Source organism: Loigolactobacillus backii (assembly GCF_001663675.1).
Taxonomy (GTDB): Bacteria; Bacillota; Bacilli; order Lactobacillales; family Lactobacillaceae; genus Loigolactobacillus; species Loigolactobacillus backii.
Window position 1 is genome coordinate 484,181 of sequence record NZ_CP014873.1, and the last position, 25,201, is coordinate 509,381.

Consider the following 25,201-nt stretch of genomic DNA (forward strand, 5'->3'; position numbering starts at 1 on the left):
AGCAACCTTGATAACGCAGATGCTGCGTATTGATTTACTTCATTCAATCAATAAGTTCATAGATGTGTGTTCATTAATTATTGCCAGCTCTTCTCAGCCCCGTAAGCTTCTCTTTAGACAGTTAATTAATTACTTGTTCTAATCACGACTTCATAATAGTTAATTTATTTTTAATGTTATTCTCATCATAACCATTTTTTAGTGAATGTCAACAACTAATTCAAAAATTGTTCCACTTCATGATAAGCTCGACCAACTGCAGAAACACTGTGCGCATCAGAACCATAAACTAACGGAATCCCCTCTGTATCAGCCAAACGAGCCAATTCTGGGTAGGGATAAATTTCATTACAGTACGGTTTGAATAGACCAGCAGTATTCAAATCAATTTCAAAGTGACGTTGGCGCAATAATGAGAATAATTGGTAGATCTTTCTCATATTATTTTGATCAAATCGACTTGGTAAGGCAAAATAATCCTGAAATTTTTTAATTAAAGTTAAGTGGCCTAAACGATGTGGTGCGTTAACACCTAAATCAGTACCGACGGCGGCAATTAGTGCATCTATGTATTGACCATAAAGTCGTTGTGCATCATCAACGGCGTTTTCCAACAAGCCAGTTTTAAATTCAGCAGGCGTATTATCAACGCACCAATAATGATTATTCTTACCCTTCAAAAAATGAATTGATAACACGTTATCGGTTGTCTTAGGCCCGTACTCCCGCCAGAATTCCCGCGTCCAAGCTAACTGACTGGGTAGAAAATCAAGCTCAAAACCAATATTAATCCGAATTTGATCACGATACTTGGCCTGCATTTGTTGACATTTTTTAAAATAAGCCGGTAAATCAGACAACGCTAAGGCCGCTTCATCAATGCCTTCCGCACTACCTTCGTAATCTTGCCGAAAATTTGGCGGCAGTGGTGCGTGTTCAGTAATACTGTACTCTTCAAACCCAAACTTAATTGCCTTTTGAATCATTAGTTCAACATCATCCCCGCTCCCATGGGGACAAAATTCCGTATGACTATGCCCATCTTTTTTTAACATTAAACTCACCTCATTTTCCCACACCGTAGCATACTACCCACTAATCGGCAACTAATTGTTCAAACGCGACCAAAAAAAGCCAATCAATCTAGAGAGTGTTTGAAAAAGCGACCAGATTCTACTTCGCAATTGAAGATTATTAGCCCAAGACGCTAATAATCTTGATGCTACGGACGATGTCCATTCTTGTGGCAAAAGTTCAGGCCGCAAGAAACATGGCTCTGAGGATTACTGACGTTGTCGATCGGACTAAGATAAACCGAAGTCCGAATCGCAGCCTAGACGGACAAATTATCTGTGCAACAGATGATTTGGCTGTTGTAGCTACTATTCCGCAACTGAGAATTATTAGCAAAGTACGCTAATAATTTTTATGCTTCATCCGTTGTCCATTCAACTATGGCAACCGCAGGAATCTGCTTTTTCAAACACGTTTACACCAAATTAGTCAGAAAAGCATTAGTAAAATCAGCTTCCAAACGCGATCAAAAAAGCCAATCAATCTAGGTCGCTTAACCTAAACTAATCAGCTTAATGATTTGTTATTAACAAATGGATTGTGTACTACCCATTGAAACCTTTTTGTTAGTGCTTGCTACTAATCTGGGCATTACTTTCACTAATACACTGACATCTTGTTTAGTGGCCAGTAACGCCAAACAACTTTCCCCTGAATTTTTCCCCGTGGAATAAAGCCAATCATTCGACTATCTTTAGAAATTGGCCGATTATCGCCCATGACAAAATATTCACCCTTGGGGACTGTCTTTCTGTGAAACAGACTATTCAACGAAAAATTATCCGTGAATAAGCCATCATTATTTGCGGCCTGTTGTTCTTTATAATTTGCTAAATAAGGTTCGGATAATTTCTTCCCATTAACGTACATTGTGTCATTCTTAGACCGAACAGTGTCGCCTGGCATACCAATAATTCGTTTGATATACATCGAACCATCAGGTGCGTGCAAAATGACAACGTCCCCCCGCTCTAACTTCGAGTGCCGCCAAACAAGAACACGATCATTGTTCATAAAGTTGGGTTCCATTGAAGGCCCAACAACATTATGGTTTGCAATCAAAAAAGTATCTAATAACACAACGACTACGCCGACGATTACTAGGTCAATAACAAACCATAGCCATGATTTCGCTGTTTCACTCATTTATTCTGCCACACTTTCTAATGGTCAAGTTTATTTGATCTCTCTTTTATTTTAAGACGCTACCGCAACTTTGACAAGCGCTTCTTTGCTTAAATTATTCCGTCAGACCAACAGGCTATCTTGGTAACGATCTTTGATGTACATTTCAATCGCAGTTGTAATTTTAGCCGTTGATGGTGCAGTTGCCTGTACTTTATTCGTCACTAAGGCAATTGTTCGGTGAAAATCTTCATCAAACGGATAGATATTAACGTCCCCGGATAATTTCTGCAGCGCCAGCTCTGGTAAAATACCCATTCCTAGACCAGATTCTACCATCGCCAAAATTGATTGATCATCAATACTATAACGAATTGAGTTAGGTCGCACATTATAACGATCTAACGCACGCTTGGTATCTTTATCGTAATCAATTTGTTGCAAAATAAAATTCTGGTTGGCCACATCTGCCTTGGTAACGTAAGTTTTGTGCTTAGGTATAAAATCTTTAGGCGTAATACAAAATATCTGTTCACTGACAAGTGGCGTCACTAACAGCTGCTCATCAATTGGTAACGCCGAAAAACCAATATCAATTGTCCCAATCTTAATTTGATTGACAATATCATTAAAATTGCTTTGAACAATCGCAATATCAATCTTTGGGTATTTTTTCTTGAATTTACGAATTATTGTTGGCAACCAATTGATACAGACACTACTAAATGCGCCAATACGCAACGATCCTGAATTTAATCCCTGAATATTGGCCGCCTCTTGCCGTAAACGTTCCTCAGTATTTAAAATTTCCTGAACAATCGGCAAAATACGTGCACCATCGCTTGTTAGTTCTGCTCCGGTTCGATTACGAATAAACAGTGGAAAGCCCAGTTCAGTTTCCAATTGATTAATTGAATGACTAACCGCACTAGGCGTAACATTTAGCGCTACGGCCGCCTGATAAAACGTTTTATGTTCAACAACAGCATGAAAAACTTCGTAAGAAAATGATGACATCAACTGACCTCCATTGATAACCCGAGTTACGTTTGAAAAGGTGACCTTCTGAATAATAGTCAAACACTGCCTAGCGTGTTTGGAAAAGCGTTTGGATTCTACTTTGCAATTGAAAATTATTACTAGCTTCACTGACGATGCCGATCAGGCTAGGATGAACCGAAGTCCGAACCGTAGGAACCTGCTTTTTTCAAACATGTTTCCACCAAACGCCACAAAATATTGCTAATTAAAATAACCGCGAAATCGTCGAGTACTCCTTCGAGGTATGACTCGAGGTTGTACCCGGGGTCGTACCCGAGTTCGTACCCGAGGCGGTACTCGCCGCCATTAACTAATTTCAAAAAATAAATGTAGCAAAAAAAGTAAAATAAAAAAGCAGTAATTAACCCCGCCCTGATCAACTTTTGGAGTAACCACAAAAATTATTGCCTTTTTAGTGTCACTTTTTGGGTTCCTGAGGGTTTTATATATATGTATACCGAATTAGAAAGAAGTGCTAAACATGTTTGATTCATTTGACCTTCCTGTACTAGGGGATGTTTGGAAAAGTGTTTAGATTCTACTTCGCAATTACAGTTAGTTGTTTACAACGAACGCAAAGAACGTCAAGTTGAAACAAGGTAGCCACAGGAAGCTATCTTTTCAAACATGTTTCCACTATGTCAGTCGGAAAGCACCATTAAAAAGTAATTTTTAAACACTGCCTAAACTAACACAACTTTTATGCTTAGTTTCGAGTTGAATTAATTTCACTTAAATATGAAAAAGTTGAGTTTTACTTATCTTAAATTTCATTTTATCATGGTTAATAACAAATCTAAACTGTAATAGCCAATTTTAATTAAGAAATGGGGAAATTAATGATGACACAACTTGCGCGCCGTATTAAAACAACTGACAATGGTTTAACTGATCTTTTTGCGTATGCTAGTAACCCGGACCTAATTTCATTCGCTGGTGGTTACCCCAACGATCAACTATTTCCCAAGGCCGAATTACAGGCCGCCTTTTCTGATACTTTGGCCACGGGGGATGCTACTCTCTTCCAGTACACCTCAACTTCAGGTTTAGAAAGTTTGCGTACAAAATTCGCCAAGCGGGCTGAGCAGGCCGGCGTTCAGGCTACGGCCGCCAACGTACTTTTAACTCAAGGTGCCCAACAAGGAATCGATTTGACGGCTAAATTGTTGTTAAATCCTGGGGATGGGATGGTCGTTGAAGGACCAACTTACTTAGGCGCACTATCCGCCTTTGATGCTTACGAGCCAACGTACTACGAGGCACCAATGGAAGACGACGGTTTAGATGTTAACGAACTACAAAAAATTCTCATGACCCATTCAGTTAAATTTATATACACGATCCCTGATTTTCAAAATCCAACTGGCGTCACAATGTCACTAGAAAAACGCAAGGCGTTGGTTCGCCTGGCCAACCAATACGACGTTATAATCCTAGAGGACACACCCTACCGTGATTTACGTTTCAGTGGCGCAGCTCTACCTGCAATCAAATCCTTTGATACTGAGGGTCGCGTTATTATGTTAGGTAGCTGTTCAAAAATTTTATCACCTAGTTTACGCTTGGGCTGGCTAATCGCCGATGAAAAGTTATTAAAGCCCATTACGGCACTAAAATTGGCTAGTGACGTGCAATCATCTAACTTAACGATGCGCGCAGTTGATCGTTATCTGACCGACAACGACCTAGATCAACATATTCAGGCAATGAATACGGCCTACGCAACTAAAAAAGACGCAATGATGAACGCAATTAAAACCTATTTTCCAGAAAAAATTCACGTTGTTAATCCCGCAGGTGGTTTTTTCATCTTTATCCAAAACGTTGGTAACTTGGATATGACCCAATTTTTAAAACAAACGATGCTTGCTGAAAATATTGCTTACGTTCCTAGTGAACATCTTTTTCCAGTTAGTAATACTAAAAACGCCGCCCGACTAAATTACACCAATTTAACCGAAAAAACAATTCAATTAGGCATCCAGAAATTAGGTGGTCAGCTTAAACAGCACCTTGCACAAACAAATTGGAGCACGGACATTCAGCTGGAATCAATTTCAACCAATTGATTTTAAAGGACCAACTGATTGCGCTTCCAACGTTGATTAAATCGCGCTTTTTTGTTTCCCTGATTATCTTTTTGTGGTAAGCTTAGGTTTCTAAAAACATTCGGGGGTATTTAAATTATGAAGATTGTTGTATTAGCAGGCGGCCGGAGCCCAGAGCGAAATGTATCGTTATCTTCCGGCATAAAAATTACCAACGCGTTACGCGAAAAGGGACATCAAGCAGTTTTAATCGATCTATTTTTGGGGGATCAACTCCAAGATGTGACAAACATTGATGAGATTTTTGACCGTAAACCCGCCCCACAACCCAAAGTGATCAGTGATGAGATTCTAACCAACGCTGCGATCAACAAATTACGGACGGATGGAACCCGGGGATTATTTGGACCAAACGTTCTAAAAATTTGTCAGGCTGCAGACATCGTTTTTCTAGGTCTTCACGGTGAAGACGGTGAAAACGGTAAGGTCCAGGCCGTTCTTGATACTTTTGACGTCCGTTACACTGGTAGCGATCCGTTGTCTTCTGCCATGGTAATGAATAAAAAAATATCCAAAGAACTATTGTTCCAAAACAAGATTAAAACGGCGCGCTACGTTGCCGTTTCGAAAAATGATGCCGAGGTGCCGCCAATGGATTTTGGTTTCCCCGTCGTTGTCAAACCAACTTCTGGTGGGTCCTCAATCGGTATGCATTTTGCTCATGATGCTAATGAACTTAACTCAGCCCTTGCCGATGCATTTCGTTTCGATAACGAGGCCTTAGTTGAGGAATTCATCAGTGGCCGTGAGTTCTCACTGGGAATCGTCAATGGTATTGCCTTACCTGGAATTGAAATTAAGGTTAATGATGGTTGGTATGACTTTGAACATAAATTCCAGGATAACAAGACAACCTTTGTGACTCCGCCAGATTTACCCGACGATGTTCATGAAGAGATGAAATCAATTGCTTTAAAGACCTTTAAAGTGCTGGAAATGGCAAATTACGGTCGGATTGATTTCTTCGTTAACGCTGATGGGATCTTTGTCATCGAGGCCAACACGCTGCCTGGTATGACCCCACTTTCCTTGCTACCTCAAGAAGCAGTCGCCGATGGTATTTCTTACCCAGAATTATGTGATCAGATTGTTAATGGTAAGGTGGTCGCCTACCAACAAAAAGAAATTTAAAGCACGACAAAAAGGGACACCGGCTCGGCTCCTGTCAAGAGGACAATCAAATAATTAAAGTGTTTATGCACATTCTTGAACGGCATGATTTCGATATTCTATCGGCGTCATGCCGTTTAATGTTACTTGAAGCCGCTCAAAGTTATACCAGCGAATAAACTCATTGATCTGAGCAAGTAATTCACTCTTTGATTGCGCCGTTCTGAACGCAAAAAATTCGTCCTTCATGTGACTCCAAAAGGATTCTATAGGACTGTTATCGCCAGGGGTACCCGCTCGTGACATACTATGATTGATGCCATGACCTGCTAGGAAAGTGTTGTATTCACCAGAGGTGTAGCTAGAACCCTGATCGCTGTGTAAAATGGCTGGTTTAATTGCATTTGTGTTCTCTAAAGCCAACCTGATCGTATCGGTAACTAACACCGATGTCTCAGTTTCGGCTACCTGCCAAGCAATAATACTATGATCATATAGATCCTTAATGGCGCTTAGGCGAAGCCGATACTGATTTCTAAGACCATATCTTAATTCGCTACAATCAGTTACCCAAATATGGTTAGCCTCATCTGGATGAAAATTATGACCCTTATCTGCATCATACAGAAGGTTAGCCGAGAGTTGCTCTTTATGTTCCTCATGTCGATCATGTTTCTTAACCCTGATAGATGCTTTGATTTCATTTTCGACCATTAATCGTCGCACTTTATTGTGTCCAACATGATACTTGGTATTCTTATTAACATACATTGTTAGACTCTCAACACCGTAGATATAGTTGTGTTGTTTCTCTAGCTCGATCATATACTTTACAACAGCTTGATCGTCGATCTGACGCTGACTTAGACCGTGATTTAACCACTTATAGTAACTTGATCGTGAAATTCCCGTATAGGTACACAAATAGCCGATATTATAAGGTTGATCGTTATCTGAATTCACTTCTTGTGTGAGTTCTTTAATAACTTGATATTTTTCTGTTTGAGGACATTCCTTCTCTCTAATTCTTGGATTTTTTCCCGCACGGCTAGCTCCGTTGAGAGCCGCATTACGCGGGCCTGAAGCCGTTTGTTTTCAAGCATTAATTTCTCGTTCTCAGTTAATTGACCATGATCTTCTTTCGCCTTACCACGACGATCCTCTAGGCCCATCGAACCATCTCGTTTGAACTTTCTAACCCAGGTATAGGCTTGTCCATATGAGACGTTAAATTTCTTTATAGCACCGACGTAGTCTAGATCATTGGCAATCACCCATTGTGCGATCTCAATTCGTTCAAGTTGAGTTGTTTTACGACCATCTCTCATATCGTTTTTCTCCCTAGTAGTTTCTAATGATTTACCACTAGTATACCGGGTTACCCACTGATATATAACTGCCACGTTAGGAATTTGATATTCTCTGGCCAATTGTGGATATGACGTGTGTCTTGTTAGATATTTTTGAACGATTTCCAGCTTTAGCTCGGTTGGATAACGGTGCGGCCAAGCTCGCTTTAATCCCGCTTCGCCATCTTTGTGATAACGTTGAACCCATTGCTGGATCTGTTCACCTTTAATATTGTACTGAGTGCCAACTGCGTTAGGAGTAATTCCCTGCTCCACTAAGCTAATACACGCCAGTTTTTCCTTCAATGTATAGCGGGAACCTTTTCTTCCCATAAAAAACTCCTTCCTAAGTGTACAAGCTTTGATTATTTGCTTGTCTACTTAAGTAGGAGTATAGCCACCCTCTCCCCAGACGGTGTCCTTTTTGCTGTGACAAAATTCATTTTGCCGCATTTCTGCTTTAAATTTTCAATTTTCGACTATTCTTTTACGCCTAATTTAGCACGGACGTTATTGCGCGCCTGAACCATGTTCTTCAAAGCCGGAATTGTTTCGGCTTCTTTACGTGTCTTTAAACCACAATCTGGATTAATCCAGAATTGATGAACGTCAATAACTTTTAGCGCACGGTTAATATTCTGTTCAATTTCTTCAACTGAAGGAATTCTTGGACTATGAATATCGTAAACACCTAATCCGATTTGCTTATCGTATTTAGTTTGTTCAAAGGCTTTGATACTTTCACCTTTAGAGCGTGACGATTCAATTGAAATGACATCAGCATCCAAGGCACTGATTGCTGGTAAGATATCCTCAAAATCAGAATAGCACATATGCGTATGAATCTGCGTCTCATCTTTAACACCAGTTGTGGTAATCTTGAAGGCTTTAACTGCATTATCCAAATATTCTTGCCGGTAGCGTGGCTTTAACGGTAATCCTTCACGCAAAGCTGGTTCATCAACTTGAATAATCTTAATGCCGGCATCTTCCAAGGCCTTAACTTCATGACGCAGAGCCAAACCAATCTGATCAGCAACTAGGTTCTTTGGCAAATCATCACGAACAAAGCTCCAGTTAATAACTGTGACGGCTGAGGTTAACATGCCCTTAACTAGTCGATCAGTCTGTTTTTGTGCAAAAACAGTGTCACGAACCGTGATTGGTTTTGTCCACTGAACGTCACCGAAAACTAATGGTGGCTTAACGCAACGTGAACCATAGCTTTGAACCCAACCATTTTGGGTTGTGGTGAAACCTTTTAATTTCTGGCCGAAATATTCAACCATGTCAGTTCGTTCAAATTCACCGTGAACCAGAACATCGATATCCAAATCTTCTTGAATCTTAATCCAACGCTTCGTTTCTTTATCCAGAAATTCTTGGTAGGCCTCATTGGATAAATCACCCTTACGCCAGGCCTTCCGCTGGGACCGTACTTCAGGTGATTGGGGAAAACTACCAATTGTTGTTGTTGGTAAAACCGGTAAGTTCAAAACGCCTTGAGCCTTAACCCGCTGTGGATAGGTCGAATGACGCTCCGTTTTAGAAGCTAGAATAGTTTGAACGGCTTCCTTAACTTTAGCGTTATTCCGGTGTTCCGATTGATTCAATCGATCCAATGCATTTTTACTGTCCGCTAATTCAGCCGTAATATCTACACCATTCGCACCCTTGGTCAAGGTTACAATTTCAGCTATCTTTTCATCAGCAAATGCCAAGCCGCCCTTAATTACTGGATCAAGTTTGGCCTCATTTTTAACGGTGATTGGCACGTGAAGTAATGAATTAGAAGCCTGTAACCAAAGCTGATCCGATTTAACGGCCTGCTCAATCTTGGCGACTAATTCCTGCTTCTTAGCTAAATCACTACGCCAAATATTTCGCCCATCCACGATACCAGCGGCCAAAACCTTACCTTCAGGGAAACCATTGGTTTGAAGGGCCTTGAGATTTTCACCATGATCGTGAACAAAATCAAGTCCAAAACCAGCAGCTGGTAAGTTGACAATATCTTGATAATAGTCAACGGCCGCAAAATAAGTTTGAACTAAAATTTTAACTTCTGGAGCTGCTTCATGCAATGCTTCTAAAACTTTTTTATAAAGTTGAATTTCTTTTTTATCCGCTAAGGTGGCTAAGGTTGGTTCATCTAATTGAACCCATTTAACACCGGCAGTAGCTAATTCTTTGAAAATCTGAACGTAGAGTGGCAAAAGTTCAGCCAACAACTGATCAAGTAATTCACCACGAACATATTCATCATTAACTTTGCTTAACTTCAAGAAGCTAACTGGGCCTAAAATAACTGGCTTACCGTCAATTCCTAATTCAGCCTTAGCTTCCTTGTAATAAGTCAACCATCGATTATCTAGTAATTGAAAATGAACATGATCTAGTTCAGGAACGATGTAATGGTAGTTTGTATTGAACCACTTAGTCATTTCAGCGGCCACGGCATCCTTAGTCCCCCGGGCAATATTATAGTAATCACTTAAACTCAATTTGCTTGTAAAAGTTCCAAAACGTTGTGGAACGACACCAAAAGCCGCCGCCGTATCCAAAACGTGATCATAATTAGAATAATCGGCAACTGGAATTAAATCGACACCGGCAGTCTGCTGCTTTTTTAAATTGGCTAACCGAAGTGCTTTAGTCCCTTCTAAAAATTCTGTTTCATCAATTTTGTTTGCCCACAGATGTTCCAGTAAGAACTTCCATTCGCGCTTTTCACCAATTCGTGGATAACCTGCATTACTACTCTTTACCATATTAACTTCCTCCTCATTTTTAACCAATAAAAAAACAGTTTCGTCCTAACCAAAGGACGAAACTGTTAAATTTCGTGGTGCCACCTTACTTTTCTATTCTTTCGCAAAAATAGACTCTGACAGTACAGTATGATACCTAGACTGTCGTGCTGTTAACGGGCACAACCGTTGTCGCCTAGCTATTGCTCAACGACACCATTCAGAGATCATCTTCACCGACTTGATCAAGGTCCTCTTCCACCAATTAGGACTCGCTTGTCTTGTTCTCATCAACTACTCTTCTCGTCTTCATGTTCTCATTTAATTTTCATAATTAATGTATAAAGAATAACATCATCATTTATCTCTGTCAACCACGTTTTATTATTTACAGGTTTAAATCATTTATCTCATGGTAATTTAACTTAAGAAATGTTTTGAATGATGTTTAACTCATATCTCAACAATAATGGTCAGTTATTTAAGAAAGTAAAATACTGTGTTAAAAAGTCCGCCACGCCGTCTTCATCATTGCTGGTTGTCAGCGCTGACCCATAAGTTTTAATGGCTGCCGGTGCATTGGCCATAACAACTCCCACTTGGGCCAGCTGTAACATGCCAATATCATTTTGTTCATTACCAAAGGCCATTAAATTGGCCGGTGATAAATTAAGGTGAGTCAGTAATTGACTTAGGCCGGTTGCCTTATCAACGCCAGGTTTAAGAAATTCAAGTTCGTTTGGTAGCGAGCGCACAATGTGAAACTGGTGGTGAAAGGTTTCCGGAATTTGTAAGGCTAATTGGTCCGTCATTTTCGCGTTACTTTTCGAAACGACTTTAGCAAAAGGGCCCGCCGATAATGTTGCAAAAGTTGTTGGCACAAACTCTAGTAATTGGCCTAACGCCGCTTGGTAAGTCGATTGAGGTAACTCACTCAGTGAATAAACGCGCTTAAAATCAAGTACATCTAGTGGCGCCTGAATTTTTTGTGCCAGCCGATACAATGGTCGCAGATCATCTTTACTAAGCGCACTCTGTACTAAGGCTTCTTGGGTCACATTGTTGCTAACAACTGCACCATTAAAATTGATTGAGAAATCATCCGCTTGAAATAAATTCAGGTCATTTAAATAGGGCACAATTGCATTAATTGCCCTGCCAGTACACAATACTATGTATATTCCGTGTTGCCGTAGCCGATAAAGTATTTGTCGTGTTCGTAAGCTAATCGTGAGTTGCGATGTTAATAACGTACCATCCAGATCCAGAGCAATCATTTTAATCATTTCATATTCCCCCAACAATTACATTATACGCGTGTGAAAAAAACGCTTGCATTTCAACTGCCGACTTGCTATTCTGAAGGTAGAAAAGTAAAGACGTCTTATCCAGAGTGTTTTAGGGAACTGGCCCGGTGAGAACACAGCAACCTACTTGTATGAGCAAGGTGCTAATTCCAGCAGCAACAAGCTGAAGAGATAAGGAGCTAAACGTGAGATTCCAAACGCTTCTTCGGCTAACAAGCTAAGGGGCGTTTTTATTTTCTAAATCAAATTTAGAAAGGATGGAATAGATCATGCGCTTATCAGAAGAAAATTTTCGAAAAGTCATCACCGTTAGAACAGATGAACAACCATCAACTAATGTTACTGCCAATCTCATTCGGCGAGCAATGAAGGATGCCTTGGCCCGCCACACAACAACTAATAAACCGGATAAATCGATTAAAGCCTAGCGTTTATTTAGAAGGACGTTTGGGCTCTGCTTCGCTGCACTATCCAAACAGAAATAAACGTGCTATAGTACTCATATAAGGTGCCAGACCTTATTGGACTTCGAGTCCGAAACGTGTTTAACACGTCCGCACTCTTTATGAGTGCCAAAACAGCCACCCCAACTACTTTGGTGGCTGTTTTTTTTATGTAAAAAATGGCTCCAAAGGCACAAAAAGTTTAAGCGCCTTTGGAGACCTAATTTAATTTAGAAACACTCACGAAAGTAATTTCAAGATAGAATCTCGTTCTTCGTAAATTTTTACTAAAGTATTCTGCAGTAAGACTGCCTTTTAATTTCCACCCATGAATTCTTTCAAGCGCTGAATTTCGTCCGCATTTGGTTCGACTTCATTAGATTTAATATCATGAATCCGTTCAACCGAAACGTGGCTGGAAAACGCCATTTCATTATCAGTTAAATCATGTTTCTTTTGATATTGGATAATCTGTTCTGCAAAGTCACTTAATTTATGCTCACTCATTCTAAAACACTCTTCCTTTCATGCTTAAAAACACCGGCTATTCAACTATTAATTGTCTTCTACTTAATTATCAGTTTACCACAATCACTCATTTACCGGTATTTTTTAAGTGATCGGTCAGAGCTCTCTGATAAGCACGCATTGTTACTTCATCAAAACAGATCATCGTCACTTGTTGAACCTGCTTTGCCTGCTTTAAGAAATTTTGAATAGTTGCTACAGCAATATTAGCCGCAGCAGCTAATGGATAAGCGTAAACTCCGGTACTGATTGATGGAAAGGCAACCGTTTGACAGGCGTATTTTTCAGCCAACGCCAAACTATTTTGGTAACTATTTCGAAGTAACTGTGCCTCATGCTTCTGCCCACCTTGCCAAATCGGTCCCGGTGTGTGAATCACAAACTTGGCCGGTAATAAAAATCCTGGTGTAATTCGTGCTTCACCAGTTGGACAGCCGTTAAACTTGCGACAAGCGGCCAATAATTTCGGCCCAGCAGCACGGTGGATTGCGCCGTCAACACCGCCGCCTCCAAGTAAACTAGTATTAGCAGCATTAACGATTGCATCTGCCTTTGATTTCGTAATATCACCCAGTTGAATTTCCATGGTACCGCCATCCCTTCAAGTTCATTCTAATCCAAAGTAAGTTCAAGTACCGTTTTTTGTTCAAAGTTTACTTCAAAAGGTTAAACTAAATTTAATTCGGCCCCAGTTCATTGTTAATCTATTTTTCAAAAACAACTGTGCTCACGATTTTTCTACGGTAGAATCTGGTTAAACGTGATCCGTAAAAGTACACTAGTTACACTCAGGGGCCAAGTAATATTCATTTAAATCGTACGGCATTCAAAATCTACATAATTTTTATCCTATAGAATTGAGGCAATAAATTAGTGAAATATCCTTTAGATAGCAGCACACACTTGCGTGATTTCTTACTTGAACGTGGTGTGAGTATGACGGCAATTCACACAGCAAAAAGTACAAACCAAAATAATCTCGAGACGTTTTTATACCATTACTATCGCCCTATGAAAAAAGTTGCCACTAAATTGGTGCCACTTTCAGAAGTAGTTGCTATCAATCGTGGAATCAACGGCCTTTCATTTTGGGACCATTTGTGCTTAGCAAATCAGATTGCTGTACTTCATGAAAAAAAATTACGCAAAAATTTCGATGTACTTGATGCTCGCCAATATGCAGGTGCCGCCAACTTTTATGCCTCTAATGAAACAGCCAGCAATGGTGAGGGCTTAGCCGAAATGAGCTATTTTCAATCAAATCACAGCAACCAGTACATTTTAACTGGTAACGGCAATCACCGCACACTTTGTGCCAAATTATTTGGTGTCCCCGCGATACTTGCCAATATCACTGATTACCAGATTGACAAGCCGGCCTATCATTACGCCAAACAATTACTGCAAATTTACCAAAACTTTTTAACTTTTCTCAGGCAACAACAATTGACCTACAAACTACGATCCGACAAGAATTCAGTCCAATTTTTCTGTAAGTCTAACTTAATCGGTCAATTTTCATTGCATTTTCCAGTTATCTTTTCCGACCGTCATTTATTTAACAGCACTGATGTCCATCTCTTTCAGCAGGATCTCAACCAGATCAAACTTCAATTGCCACAAAAACAGGATTCGGACATCCCAGTTAGGTCGAATAAATTATCGTTTTCTATTCACCTGCAAACCGTAACTGCCGAACACCAGGCCGACTTTAATAACTGGCTAAAAAGTGGCTTCCTTTCTCCAAAAACAAGTGGTTTCCAATATCAATATTATTTTTCTGGTCGTCAATTTACTGATTTTGCGCTTACTGCGGCCGAAGCAAAACAGCAAGTCTACTTTGAATTACTTGCTAAAGTCGCTACGGCCAGACAATTAGGCATTCCGGGCAACTTATTAACGTCAGTCAGTGTGCAACCAGAAACTTTTCAAATCACAGTGTAAAAAATGGGGCCGGGACAAAAGTCCTAGCCCCTTACTATTACGATCATTACTCTAGAGCATCGTAGCGACCATATTTAAAACTATTAGCTAGTTTTCAGAACGCCAAAACTTAACTGGAACAAGCCTGAACAGATTAGATTCCATTCCGGTGCGCGAGGACGGAACGCGTGGCGGGTTGGCGAGCTAACTTTTACCAGATAAGGGCAAAGCGGGGGTAAAAGTTGATCTCGCCAAGCCCGCATGATTCTACTTCACAATAGTGGATGATTTTCGGAACGAAAATCTTAGATGTTACGGACGATGACCATTCAACTAAGGGCATAAATCGCCAAGTTGAAACATGGCTCTAAATGGCCCAAACCGCCATTAATAATCATCGACACAGCTGGTCCTCGCGCCCCTACATTCCATCTGGCCGCAGTGGAACATTTAAGCGCTGTCAGTGTTGACGGCCAATTAAGGCCGCCGTTAAGTTGTGCAGCATTAAAGCTGAATTGTACTAAACTAAACAACTGATTAGTCAATAATTAGAACTCAACCACTGCCAAGGTGAAATGGAGGCGCTGGTGTATCAGCCGTGTCGAAGGTACTTGATGACCGAATTGTGGTCATTTAGTACTTTGCGTGATTGACAAGATCCATTTTCTTTTCCGAATGGTTTTAATCGGAAAGAAAATTAGCTTGTCAACGCGCCACGCGTTCCATACGCCAGCGCCGGAATGAAACCTGACTAAATCTGCCCACGTGTAATTCAGTGGCAAGCGGCATAAGCATTATTTTTAGTAGCGATATAATTTAATTTAAATATGAGCGCTACACTCCACTAGAACGTAAACCCAAAACCGACTTTTGTTTCACTTCATTTTCTTTTTTCTACTAAACTGTAACTTCAAAATTGGTTGTAAATAATTAGGCTTAAAAAACATAATTTGCTTGCTTTTAGACACACTAAATTAAATTCATTAAAAATTTTTCAAGTTATTTTTTATTAAAAATAGCCAGTGTCTGTTTATTTGCCTTGGTTACTTGAACTAACTTTCCCCGAACAGCCAGGCGGTTAACCCCACCATCAGCGCAGGTAATTAACGTCACGATCTTCTTACCGGGCACATCATTAACCAAACTAGTGGCGTAAGGATTAACAACCTTCTTCATTATTACCCGATAACGGTACACGTGCTCCAAGTTCGTCAAATAAACGGCATCTCCCAACTTGATATTATCAAGTGGTGAAAAAAGGTTTGTCCCGTTATTCAACATATAATGACCAGCAAGCGCGTAATTTCGTTTACCCATTTGCTGGCCAGACTTCATCGTTGCCCCACCAGTTGCTAGGGCATCATTAGACAGCCCCTTCACAACCGGCAAATGCATTCCTACGCTAGGAATACTCAATTTGCCAATCACTAAGAGCCCATTTTGGTGAACTGCCGCGTGGGCCACTTGATTAACGCCCAACGACTTTACCTGTTTAAAATTAAAGGTTGTTTTCTTCTTTTCATTTTTAGCGATTTTAGTCTTTGTTACTTGCTCTACTCTATTTTGGCCAACCTCTTGGATGACCCAATTCTTAATTGGTTCATTAAAGATTAAAACTAAACCAACGACTAATAATACGCCAATCAAAGTATTTATTAATATATTGCGCACGCGCTTAGACACATTAAGCACTCCTTTTTTGTAATTACCTTTTAGTTTAGCGCAAAGTAAGTATTCGGTCTAATACTCAAACAAAAATACCGAAGCCCCTTCTTTGGTAAGCTACATCAACTAGTTAAATTTTGATCTAGCTTTTCTTTGCGAACTATTTACCAAGTTTGCGATAATCCTTAATAACAATAAAAATCCAAACCAGAACCAGAATGCCATAAACTAACGAGATATACCAACTATAATTAGCGTAAAAACTTTGACAAAATAAAAATAGCCAGGCCGCTAGTAGCCAAAGTGACGGTAACTTAATTATTTTCATCATTTACATTCTCACTTCTTTCTTAATGGTCGGAGCATCGTGGAAAGATCATTCAAATTTCACTCCAAAATACCACTGGATTAACGTTGATTCATTAATTTATTTGCATGCCACTTACTTCATTTTAGATTAACCTTATTACTTAACCATAATACAGCAAAATAGTTGATTAGAATTTTTAATATTAAAAACTCTATGCTATTGTAATAATGGTTTCAGAATTATTTTTTAGAAATATTTAACTATCTAGGTTGTTTTTAAAAATTACCTTTATTAGTTTCTCTCTGGCTAATTTAGTGGAACCGTGTTTGGAAAAGCAACTTCCCGTAGTTAGGCCCGTGAACCAAACTTTTAGCGCACGTTCTAGAGTAATAATCTGCAGTTGCGGAGTAGAATCTAACCGTTTTTTCAACCACTCCTTAGCAGATACATGTCTAAAAAATTAATTTTTATGATGTACCCTTACTTTAGTAATATTTTTCGCAATTATTTTGTAAAGAAGGTAATCCTTATGATTCACTCAGTTGTCATCATTCTTTGTGTCGGCGTACTCGCCGGTATTCTTGGTGCTATTCTAGGAATTGGTGGCGGTATTATCATCACCCCTGTTCTCACGTTGGCTTTTGGACTCGATATTAAATACGCCATCGGTGCCAGTATTATTTCCGTCATTGCCACTAGCTCAGGCGCAACCATCGCTTACGTCAAAGATGAACTGCTTAATTTAAGAGTTGCTATGTTTCTTGAAATCGCAACGACGGTAGGTGCAATTATCGGTGCAGTTCTAGTCGGAGTTGTTCACACCGGCTTTTTGTTCATTCTTTTTGGCTTACTCCTTTTATTTTCAGCTTGGAACATGTACGGCAAATTAAAATCCGGTAACGAGGTCCTCCATAAAGTGGAACCTGACAAAATCGCGCAACGATTGAGACTCAACAGTAGCTACTATGATAAAGCACTAAAAAAGCAAGTTGATTATCAAGTTGAAAATGTACCCGCTGGCTTTACCGTCATGTTTGGTGCTGGACTCGCCAGTGGTCTATTAGGAATCGGCAGTGGCGCCTTTAAAGTGATGGCAATGGATACTTTCATGAAAATGCCGCTAAAGCCTTCCAGTGCTACCAGTAATCTAATGATGGGCGTTACGGCGGCAGCAAGCGCAACCGTTTATTTCTTTAATGGCTCAATTAAGCCGCAGATTGCCGCACCGTTAGCACTTGGTGTTTTGTTTGGCGCAACGATCGGAACGCGTATTATGCAGCGCCTAAAGCCACGCTGGATTCGAATTATCTTTATTCCGATCATTGGTTATATGGGCCTTGAGATGGTTCTCAAAGGATTCGGGGTGACAATTTAACTATGAAACAATCAACGAAAATGCAACAAGAAATGAATCAAGTTGAACAGTTAATCGGTGTCATCTTACAAATTGGCGTGATCATCTCCGCTATTATTATTGGTGTGGGTCTATTAGCCCTTTTAATCACTGGTAAATCAGGCTATCCGGCCGGTAGTTTTCCTACCCATTTTGGCGCAATCTTTAGCGGAATTGCCCAATTTAAACCCTACGCCATCATTATGCTAGGTCTTTTTGCACTTATTCTAACGCCCGTTTTACGGGTTGTCGTTTCAATTTACGCCTTTTTTAAAGAACGTGACCTACTTTACGTTGTGATCACAACAATTGTTTTAATTATCTTGATTTTCGGGATGGCTATTGGTTACTTAGGCAAATAATTTCAACTAAAATCTAAATGGGTAAATAAATTAGGCTCCAGATAGAACGTTAAATTTTTCAACACTATTACCACTCCTTGAATTTAGATCATTAATTAATTTCAGGGAGTATTTTTAGTGTCCGCCTTAAAGTCTTCCGCACTGGACATCTAGTCAGACTTTGTTTAGAAATTACTTCTGTCACTATTTTCTTGATTGATGTGAACTAAGCCTGCCTGAGAAAATCCTTCTTAGGCTGCGACTCGGACTTCGGTTCATCCTAGTCCGATCGACATCGTCAGTAATGCTCGGAACCTAGGCGCTTTTTGAGACACTCTAATTTGCTGGAAACGTGTTTGAAAAAGCAGGTCCCTGCGCTTAGTTACGATCGCCAAATAATCCACTACGTGAATTATTCGTCAATCTAGACTAATGCTCAGAACCTGGGCGCTTTTCCAAACACTCTTTTAGCTTAATGCAAATTTTTCTAGCGCTTCGGCCACACCACTTTCATTATTAGTGGCCTGTGTGACGTAACCAGCGGCCTGCTTTACAGCCGCGGTACCATTTTGAACACTAACGCCGAGTCCAGCTGCGTTTAACATGGCCAAATCATTACTATTATCCCCGATTGCCATAATTTCACTTGGCTTTACCCGTAATTGCTTAGCTAACTGTAAAGTTGCTGTTCCCTTATCAATGCCGGCAGGGTTAAACTCAACGTAACGATTAGAGGAAAAAGTAATCGTTAGTTCATCTGGCAGTAGTGCAGCTACTGCTTGGCTTAATTCTTTTCTAAATGCAGGATCATCGGCCTGATACAAAATTTTAACCAATGGCTGCTGCTTTAGGCCATCAATATTAGATGATGTTAAAATGTCGAAATCAGCAACCCGTTGCTTAATATAATGAAGTTCTTGGTCACTTGGACGCCACATATACAGACCTTGAACGGCGTAAATATGAACAGTGACGTTCCGTTTAACGGCGTAATCAAAAATCTGTTTGACAGTTTCAAAAGGCATTTGATTAACGGTTAGAATCTGGTTGGCGCGATTTTCAACAATGGCACCACCATTATAGGCAATCACGTATTGATTCGGCTTATCGATTAAACCTAGCTGCTTTAGATTATCTTGCACAGATAAAAAACTTCTACCTGTGTTTAACACAAAGTGGCCACCCTGTGCCGTAAAGGCCTTAATAGCCTGCTCATTCTTCTTTGAAATTTTGGCCTGATTATCTAGTAAAGTTTCATCCATATCACAGACGATCATTTTATACATTTAAGATTCCTCCATTAATTACACGCTTACATTCATTTTAGCATACCTTGCTGAAATCATTGAACGAGTTAAACTTCCTAGAGCGTGTTGGAAAAAGCGTTTAGCTTCTACTCCGCAATTGAGGATTACTAACGATATCGAGCGGACTAACCCAACACGCTACCTGACTTACAAAATTATCGCAAATAATGAAAATTCCTGTTAAGCTGAAAGTGATCATTGTTTTATAATGGTCAAAAGTACACTAACGACTTGCTACTTTTGAAAATATTTCTACCATAAAAATTTCAATTTGAGGTGTTTGCTATGTTGTTGATTAGTCTCTGCATTATTGGTTTTTTAGCCGTAAGTATCTACACGACACTAAAAATTAATAGTCTTGGCAGTTTGCTCGTTAATGTTATTGCCTATTTTGCCCTTTACTGTGCGCTAGAAATTGTTGGTATAGCAGGCCTCGCTAAGGCAATTGCCGTTTTCTTTAGCTTTTTCTTTGTTGTCGTCATGGCTATTATTAGTTTTTATCGTCAGGCCCACTCTAAATAAAACTATTTATCAAAAAAGCCCTGACAGTCGCTTTTTGATGCGCTATAATAAGTTAAGCGGCGTTTTAAGCGCGCTAATTTCTGGAGTAAAGGTGATTATAATGAAAAATGTTGCGGGTGAAGAATACCAGACGCCACGTCAAACTGCAGATCAACTTGACATCAGTCCGCAAACCCTGCGTTCCTATTCAGGTTTAGTCGAAAAAGTCACACATCGAACTGATTACTTCCATCGTGATCAAAATAACGGCCGTCTCTATAGTGCTCAAAATATCACTGATTTGGCACAAGTAAATATCATAAAAAAAGAACACAATAAAACTTTGAAAAACGCTATTAGTGAAGTATTCGGTCAACAGATTATTTCTGAAGCACCTACTAGTAGCACTGCAACTCCTGCAAAATCAACTTTGCCGGCAGAGGCCTCAGCGGCAACTCCCGACAACTCTACTGACAATGATAATTTAGCGCCGGTACTTTATACATTAAAACAACTATCTGACCAAAACACTGAAGTTGTTGGCCAACTCAAAAAGTTGCAAGAGCAGTTAGATGAAACAAACGATAAGTACGAACACCTGCTGAAGGCAATTGAGGTACGTAAGTCGACGACTAGTAGCGAAGCAACTACTACTGCCAACTCAGCAGCGACCACACCAGCTAACACAGAGGCCAATAATAAGCCACGAACACTGGCAGATATGCAAACTCAATCAACCGAAACCAAAAAGGGCTTCTGGTCACGGTTGTTCTCTCGCGATTAGTAGAATTAAAAAAATAGTTAAGTTCTGACTTTTTAAACACGCTTACATTAAATTATCCGGAGAAGTTACTTTTCCATATACCTCTTCGAATAGCAACAACAAATAGTTTCAAGATACATTTTTAATGTGTCTTGAAGAAGGTTCTCTAATAATTAATTAGATTACTATTGCACTTTTTGTATCATTAGTATATATTTATCATATAATAATACTAAATTAATTTAGAGAGGTCTGCTTGATTTGCTAAATTACTATTACGGCTTCTTTGCCATTAACGAAATTAAAGTCCCAACCAAAGATCGGCGCTTCAATATTACACAATTACATCGTCAGTTAACGATGTCGCTTACTGTTACCAGTGAGGCAATTGCACTGCTTAATCGACAGGTATCTATTCAAGGCTTAATTGAAAGTTTTCTTAATAAATTAGGTCACCATCCAGTTGAGCGGGACTATACGATTGATCAGAATAATTTTCCTGACTACCTTAATTAACTAAAAGTATTTGGAAAATTGCTTAGCGTCTATTTCTGCACTGAGGACCATTGCTTGCTTCATTAGACAAGGTGTCGATCGGACTAAAATAAACTGAAGTCCGAATCGCAGTTTAGATTGACCTAATTTTTGCCGGTATTTTATTACTGAATTGTTTTAGACGTGCTCAATTAGCGAAAATAAACCAAATACATGAAAAAACACTACTGAATTTAATTAAATTCAGTAGTGTTTTTTCATGTACCTTCAGTTATTACTTAATCAGTTAAGTCCTCACCGTTTGACGCAATAACTTTTTTATACCAGTAGAAGGAATCCTTTTTAATTCGATCTAAGCTACCTTTGCCTTGATCATCCTGATCAACATAAATGAAGCCGTACCGTTTGGACATTTCTGAGGTTGAGAAGCTGATCAAATCAATTGGTCCCCACATTGTGTAACCCATTAACTGAACACCATCTTCAGTGGCTTCCTTCATTTGCTGGATATGCTGACGTAAATAATCAATTCGGTAATCATCATGCACCTTACCGTCCGACGTTAATTGATCAACAGCACCGAGACCATTTTCTACTACGAACAGTGGCTTTCGGTAACGATCCCACATTTCATCTAGCGTAACGCGTAAACCAATTGGATCAATTTGCCAGCCCCAATCTGATTCTTGTAAATATGGGTTCCGGCCACCAGTTGCCATATTTCCGTTTACTTGTTCGCCTTCATCCGCCTTAGTGACAGTTGTCATATAGTAACTAAAACTAATGAAATCAACTGGGTATTTGGCTAAGATGGCTTCATCGTCCGCTGCCATCTTAATTTCAATCTTATTTTCGGCAAAATAACGGTTCATATATTCTGGATACTCACCACGTGCTTGAACATCCGTAAAGAATAGGTTTTTATCATCCTCAAGTTGTGCCGCGCGGACATCCACTGGGTTGGGTGTTCCAGGATATGTTTGCATTCGAGCTAGCATACAACCCATTTTAGCCTTGGGATCAATCTCACGTAACTGTTTTGTTGCAATGGCACTTGCAACAAACTGATGGTGCAATGCCTGGTAACGCATCTGCAATTGCTTTGCTCGCGTTTCATGACTGTCCAGCACCCCAGTTGCGTGGAAGCCCCACGTTCCGGTATTGATTTCGTTAAACGTCAACCAATATGGTACTTTGCCCTTAAACCGTTTAAAGACGGTTTCAGTAAAATGATTAAACGCCTTAATCGTATCGCGACTCAGCCAACCATTTTGCCTTAACGTCAAAGCAATTGGCATCTCATAATGTGAAAGTGTCACTAATGGTTTGATATCATATTTGGCCAATTCATCGATGACCTTCTCGTAGAAAGCCAACCCAGCCTCGTTTGGCTGTGCATCGTCACCATTAGGAAAGATTCGTGACCAAGCAATGGAAAAACGATAAACCTTAAAACCCATTTCAGCAAATAATTTGATATCTTCTTTATAGTGATGGTAAAAATCAACACCCCGTCGTTTTGGATAATCGGCAGCGGACTTATCCGCTAAAGCAGCCTGAATCGACTCCTTGTCAACATCGTCCATTGACATGTGTTTACGGTCAGTTGTCTTACGAACAACTTCGGCGGTTGTTAAACCTTTGCCGTCCACATTCCAAGCACCTTCAACTTGATTGGCGGCTGTCGCACCACCCCAGAGGAAATCATCTGGAAACTGTTTAGGAAACGTCGTCTTATACATTTTGTACCACTCCTTGATCTGCATTTTCTGTTTTTGCACTTAAATTTAACAACCAATTATTTTTCGCTTCAGTAGCAGAAGTTGGTTTAACGTCTGCGTAATCATTAGTATTGGTAACAATGACCATCACAGTTGTATCGTAACCTGCATCCGCAATCTTTTCACGGTCAAATTTAACCAATGATTGTCCTTGCTTGATAACATCATTTTGCTTAACTAATGTTTCAAAATATTTACCATTAAGTTTAACTGTATCAATCCCGATGTGAACCAAAATCTCGGCGCCTTCATTAGAAGTGACACCAATCGCGTGGCCTGTTGGGTAAACGGCTGTTACAGTCCCGTTAACGGGTGATTTAACTAAGCCATTCGTTGGTACAATTGCTAAACCTTTGCCCATTGCTTCGGAAGCAAATACTTCATCCTTGACACTCGTTAAAGGAATAATTGTTCCTTCAACAGGTGCTAAGATGGTTTCAGTTCCCTTGCTAGTTGGCAAATCGGCCTTAGTTGACTCAGAATCGGTACTCGTATCTTCTGTAAAGCCAACGATGTACGTTAAAACAGTGGCCAAAATAAAGGCAACTAGTAGGCCGATAATTTCACCAATAAAACCTTTGCCGAGGTACGTTGGTAATGACAATAGACTTGGTAGTGTGAATGATGAAGCATGAACTTGGAATCCACCAATAATACCACCACCGATGGCACCAGCAATAACGGCACAAACAAATGGTCGTTTCAGCTTTAAAGTAACCCCGTAAATAGCTGGTTCAGTAATACCAAAAATACCGGTAACACTGGCAGAACCAGCCAATGACTTCATTTTTTTATCTTTTGATTTCAAGAAAACGCCAAGTGCAGCGCCAGCCTGAGAAAGTACGGCCGCACTCAAGATTGGCAGCAATGGATCATAGCCCATCTTGGAAATGTTATTCATCATTAACGGGACAAACGTCCAGTGAACACCGAAAATGACGAAGACTTGCCAGAAAGCACCCATGATCATTCCAGCCAAAATAGGTGCAAAATTATAAATACCGAAGACACCCTTAGCTAATAAATTACTAATTGTCGCACCAACTGGTCCAACAACGATTAACGTTAAAGGCACCATGATGATTAGTGAAACTAATGGCGTGAAAATATTCCGAATGGCATCCGGGAATATTTTATCCAAAAATGGTTCTAAATAAGATAATGCCCAAACGGCCAACAATATTGGAATAACGGTTGACGTATACGTCGTTGGAACCACTGGAATGCCCATAAACCGCAATGTTTGACCGTTAGTCGCAGCAGTAACCAATGTTGGATAGAGTAACGAGGTGGCCAACGCAACAGCGACGTACTGGTTAACCTTTAATTGCTTGGCAGCCGTGAAGGCCAAGAATATTGGTAAGAAGTAAAAAATTGAGTCACCGGCTGCGTAAAGAATCTTGTACGTCCCACTAGAAACGGTTAACCAATTAAAGGCAACACATAGGGCCAACAACCCTTTTAAGATCCCGGCACCGGCTAAGGCACCCAAGAATGGTGTAAAAATACCTGAAATAAACGCAATGAAACGATTAAGTAGGTTTTTGCCTTTAGATTGAGACTTGTCGTCTTGTGCTGGTGCTTGGGCCTCCGTAGCGTCATCTGGATTATCAATTCCGGCCTGATCCGCTAATTCGTCAAACACTTTGGCAACCGAGTTACCAATAACGACTTGGTACTGGCCGGCACTTTTAACGACGGTAATAACACCATCTAAATCCTCAATCTTTTTAGTTTGTGCCTTATCTTCAGAGTTAAGCTTAAACCGTATTCGTGTTGCACAATGCCACGCTGAATTAATATTTTCTTTCCCGCCGACGTCTTTTAAAATTTCACCAGCTAATGCTTTATAATCCAAAATGATCACCTCTCTAAAATAATAAAAAC

Annotated in this window: 23 protein-coding genes, 1 riboswitch and 2 other annotated features (1 of these 26 only partly in view); of the genes, 9 read left to right on the forward strand and 14 right to left on the reverse strand. The window is 40.0% G+C overall.

The features are described 5' to 3' along the window. Positions 1-155 (reverse strand) — a binding site (T-box leader) (it extends 107 nt beyond the left edge of the window). A 60-nt stretch (positions 156-215) separates the two neighbouring features. From hisJ to AYR53_RS02055, 3 genes are all read right to left on the reverse strand, one after another. Continuing rightward, the gene (gene hisJ, locus AYR53_RS02045) at positions 216-1,055 is read right to left on the reverse strand and encodes a histidinol-phosphatase HisJ (RefSeq protein ID WP_068226088.1); all 840 of its coding nucleotides are present in this window, start codon (positions 1,053-1,055) and stop codon (positions 216-218) included. A gap of 619 nt (positions 1,056-1,674) precedes the next feature. After that, positions 1,675-2,220: a signal peptidase I gene (gene lepB, locus AYR53_RS02050; protein ID WP_068226087.1), complete on the reverse strand. Its 546-nt coding sequence runs from the start codon at positions 2,218-2,220 to the stop codon at positions 1,675-1,677. A 102-nt stretch (positions 2,221-2,322) separates the two neighbouring features. After that, positions 2,323-3,216: a LysR family transcriptional regulator gene (locus AYR53_RS02055; protein WP_068226086.1), complete on the reverse strand. Its 894-nt coding sequence runs from the start codon at positions 3,214-3,216 to the stop codon at positions 2,323-2,325. 866 nt (positions 3,217-4,082) lie between these two features. Here AYR53_RS02055 and AYR53_RS02065 point away from each other — a divergent pair. Both AYR53_RS02065 and AYR53_RS02070 read left to right on the forward strand, forming a co-directional pair. Further along, on the forward strand, positions 4,083-5,309 hold the full coding sequence (locus AYR53_RS02065; protein WP_068226084.1) for an aminotransferase-like domain-containing protein: 1,227 nt from the start codon (positions 4,083-4,085) through the stop codon (positions 5,307-5,309). A gap of 117 nt (positions 5,310-5,426) precedes the next feature. Continuing rightward, positions 5,427-6,479 (forward strand): D-alanine--D-alanine ligase family protein, encoded by a 1,053-nt coding sequence (locus tag AYR53_RS02070; RefSeq protein ID WP_068279625.1) that lies wholly within the window; start codon positions 5,427-5,429, stop codon positions 6,477-6,479. A gap of 63 nt (positions 6,480-6,542) precedes the next feature. On the opposite strand, the gene AYR53_RS02075 is transcribed toward AYR53_RS02070, so the two are convergent. The 4 genes from AYR53_RS02075 to AYR53_RS02090 form a co-directional block, all read right to left on the reverse strand. After that, a complete protein-coding gene (locus tag AYR53_RS02075) occupies positions 6,543-7,421 on the reverse strand; it encodes an IS3 family transposase (RefSeq protein WP_238595646.1) in 879 nt (292 codons plus the stop codon). After that, the gene (locus AYR53_RS02080; RefSeq protein ID WP_057823861.1) at positions 7,418-8,140 is read right to left on the reverse strand and encodes a helix-turn-helix domain-containing protein; all 723 of its coding nucleotides are present in this window, start codon (positions 8,138-8,140) and stop codon (positions 7,418-7,420) included. The genes AYR53_RS02075 and AYR53_RS02080 overlap by 4 nt, the downstream gene beginning before the upstream one ends. A gap of 146 nt (positions 8,141-8,286) precedes the next feature. Then, entirely contained in the window at positions 8,287-10,578 is a 2,292-nt protein-coding gene (gene metE, locus AYR53_RS02085; RefSeq protein WP_068279623.1) for a 5-methyltetrahydropteroyltriglutamate--homocysteine S-methyltransferase, read from the reverse strand. Between the two features lie 49 nt (positions 10,579-10,627). Continuing rightward, positions 10,628-10,876 (reverse strand) — a binding site (T-box leader). A gap of 154 nt (positions 10,877-11,030) precedes the next feature. Next, complete coding sequence (locus tag AYR53_RS02090) at positions 11,031-11,843, reverse strand: Cof-type HAD-IIB family hydrolase (RefSeq protein WP_068226081.1); 813 nt, start codon at positions 11,841-11,843, stop codon at positions 11,031-11,033. A gap of 95 nt (positions 11,844-11,938) precedes the next feature. Continuing rightward, positions 11,939-12,042, forward strand: a riboswitch (SAM riboswitch). A gap of 91 nt (positions 12,043-12,133) precedes the next feature. Between AYR53_RS02090 and AYR53_RS13470 the strand changes: the two genes are divergently transcribed. Then, positions 12,134-12,292: a hypothetical protein gene (locus tag AYR53_RS13470; protein ID WP_156520011.1), complete on the forward strand. Its 159-nt coding sequence runs from the start codon at positions 12,134-12,136 to the stop codon at positions 12,290-12,292. A gap of 330 nt (positions 12,293-12,622) precedes the next feature. On the opposite strand, the gene AYR53_RS02095 is transcribed toward AYR53_RS13470, so the two are convergent. Continuing rightward, the gene (locus tag AYR53_RS02095) at positions 12,623-12,814 is read right to left on the reverse strand and encodes an LBP_cg2779 family protein (protein ID WP_068226080.1); all 192 of its coding nucleotides are present in this window, start codon (positions 12,812-12,814) and stop codon (positions 12,623-12,625) included. Between the two features lie 88 nt (positions 12,815-12,902). Next, positions 12,903-13,421 (reverse strand): O-acetyl-ADP-ribose deacetylase, encoded by a 519-nt coding sequence (locus AYR53_RS02100; RefSeq protein WP_068279620.1) that lies wholly within the window; start codon positions 13,419-13,421, stop codon positions 12,903-12,905. 287 nt (positions 13,422-13,708) lie between these two features. Here AYR53_RS02100 and AYR53_RS02105 point away from each other — a divergent pair, with 287 nt between their 5' ends. Further along, positions 13,709-14,779 (forward strand): hypothetical protein, encoded by a 1,071-nt coding sequence (locus AYR53_RS02105; protein ID WP_068226078.1) that lies wholly within the window; start codon positions 13,709-13,711, stop codon positions 14,777-14,779. Between the two features lie 978 nt (positions 14,780-15,757). On the opposite strand, the gene AYR53_RS02110 is transcribed toward AYR53_RS02105, so the two are convergent. Then, positions 15,758-16,441 carry a class A sortase gene (locus tag AYR53_RS02110; protein WP_068226077.1) on the reverse strand — a complete coding sequence of 228 codons (684 nt, stop codon included), beginning with the start codon at positions 16,439-16,441 and terminating at the stop codon, positions 15,758-15,760. A 142-nt stretch (positions 16,442-16,583) separates the two neighbouring features. After that, entirely contained in the window at positions 16,584-16,754 is a 171-nt protein-coding gene (locus AYR53_RS13475) for a hypothetical protein (RefSeq protein WP_156520010.1), read from the reverse strand. A gap of 508 nt (positions 16,755-17,262) precedes the next feature. Here AYR53_RS13475 and AYR53_RS02115 point away from each other — a divergent pair. Both AYR53_RS02115 and AYR53_RS02120 read left to right on the forward strand, forming a co-directional pair. Next, positions 17,263-18,108, forward strand: coding sequence for a sulfite exporter TauE/SafE family protein (locus AYR53_RS02115; protein ID WP_068226076.1), 846 nt, complete (start codon positions 17,263-17,265; stop codon positions 18,106-18,108). Positions 18,109-18,110: 2 nt separating this feature from the next. Continuing rightward, a complete protein-coding gene (locus AYR53_RS02120; RefSeq protein ID WP_068226075.1) occupies positions 18,111-18,488 on the forward strand; it encodes a DUF1634 domain-containing protein in 378 nt (125 codons plus the stop codon). Between the two features lie 446 nt (positions 18,489-18,934). Here the strand turns inward: AYR53_RS02120 and AYR53_RS02125 are convergent, their stop codons facing one another. Continuing rightward, the gene (locus tag AYR53_RS02125; RefSeq protein WP_068226074.1) at positions 18,935-19,753 is read right to left on the reverse strand and encodes a Cof-type HAD-IIB family hydrolase; all 819 of its coding nucleotides are present in this window, start codon (positions 19,751-19,753) and stop codon (positions 18,935-18,937) included. Between the two features lie 306 nt (positions 19,754-20,059). Here AYR53_RS02125 and AYR53_RS02130 point away from each other — a divergent pair, with 306 nt between their 5' ends. From AYR53_RS02130 to AYR53_RS02140, 3 genes are all read left to right on the forward strand, one after another. Then, positions 20,060-20,296, forward strand: coding sequence for a hypothetical protein (locus AYR53_RS02130; RefSeq protein WP_068226073.1), 237 nt, complete (start codon positions 20,060-20,062; stop codon positions 20,294-20,296). Positions 20,297-20,396: 100 nt separating this feature from the next. Then, positions 20,397-21,059 carry a MerR family transcriptional regulator gene (locus AYR53_RS02135; RefSeq protein WP_068226072.1) on the forward strand — a complete coding sequence of 221 codons (663 nt, stop codon included), beginning with the start codon at positions 20,397-20,399 and terminating at the stop codon, positions 21,057-21,059. Positions 21,060-21,299: 240 nt separating this feature from the next. Next, positions 21,300-21,554: a hypothetical protein gene (locus AYR53_RS02140; RefSeq protein ID WP_068226071.1), complete on the forward strand. Its 255-nt coding sequence runs from the start codon at positions 21,300-21,302 to the stop codon at positions 21,552-21,554. Positions 21,555-21,811: 257 nt separating this feature from the next. Here AYR53_RS02140 and AYR53_RS02145 read toward each other — a convergent pair whose 3' ends face one another. Together AYR53_RS02145 and AYR53_RS02150 are read right to left on the reverse strand one after the other, a co-directional pair. Then, the gene (locus AYR53_RS02145; protein ID WP_068226070.1) at positions 21,812-23,275 is read right to left on the reverse strand and encodes a glycoside hydrolase family 1 protein; all 1,464 of its coding nucleotides are present in this window, start codon (positions 23,273-23,275) and stop codon (positions 21,812-21,814) included. Then, positions 23,268-25,172 carry a beta-glucoside-specific PTS transporter subunit IIABC gene (locus AYR53_RS02150; RefSeq protein WP_068279616.1) on the reverse strand — a complete coding sequence of 635 codons (1,905 nt, stop codon included), beginning with the start codon at positions 25,170-25,172 and terminating at the stop codon, positions 23,268-23,270. Before AYR53_RS02150 ends, AYR53_RS02145 begins: the two co-directional genes overlap by 8 nt. Between the last annotated feature and the right edge of the window lie 29 nt (positions 25,173-25,201).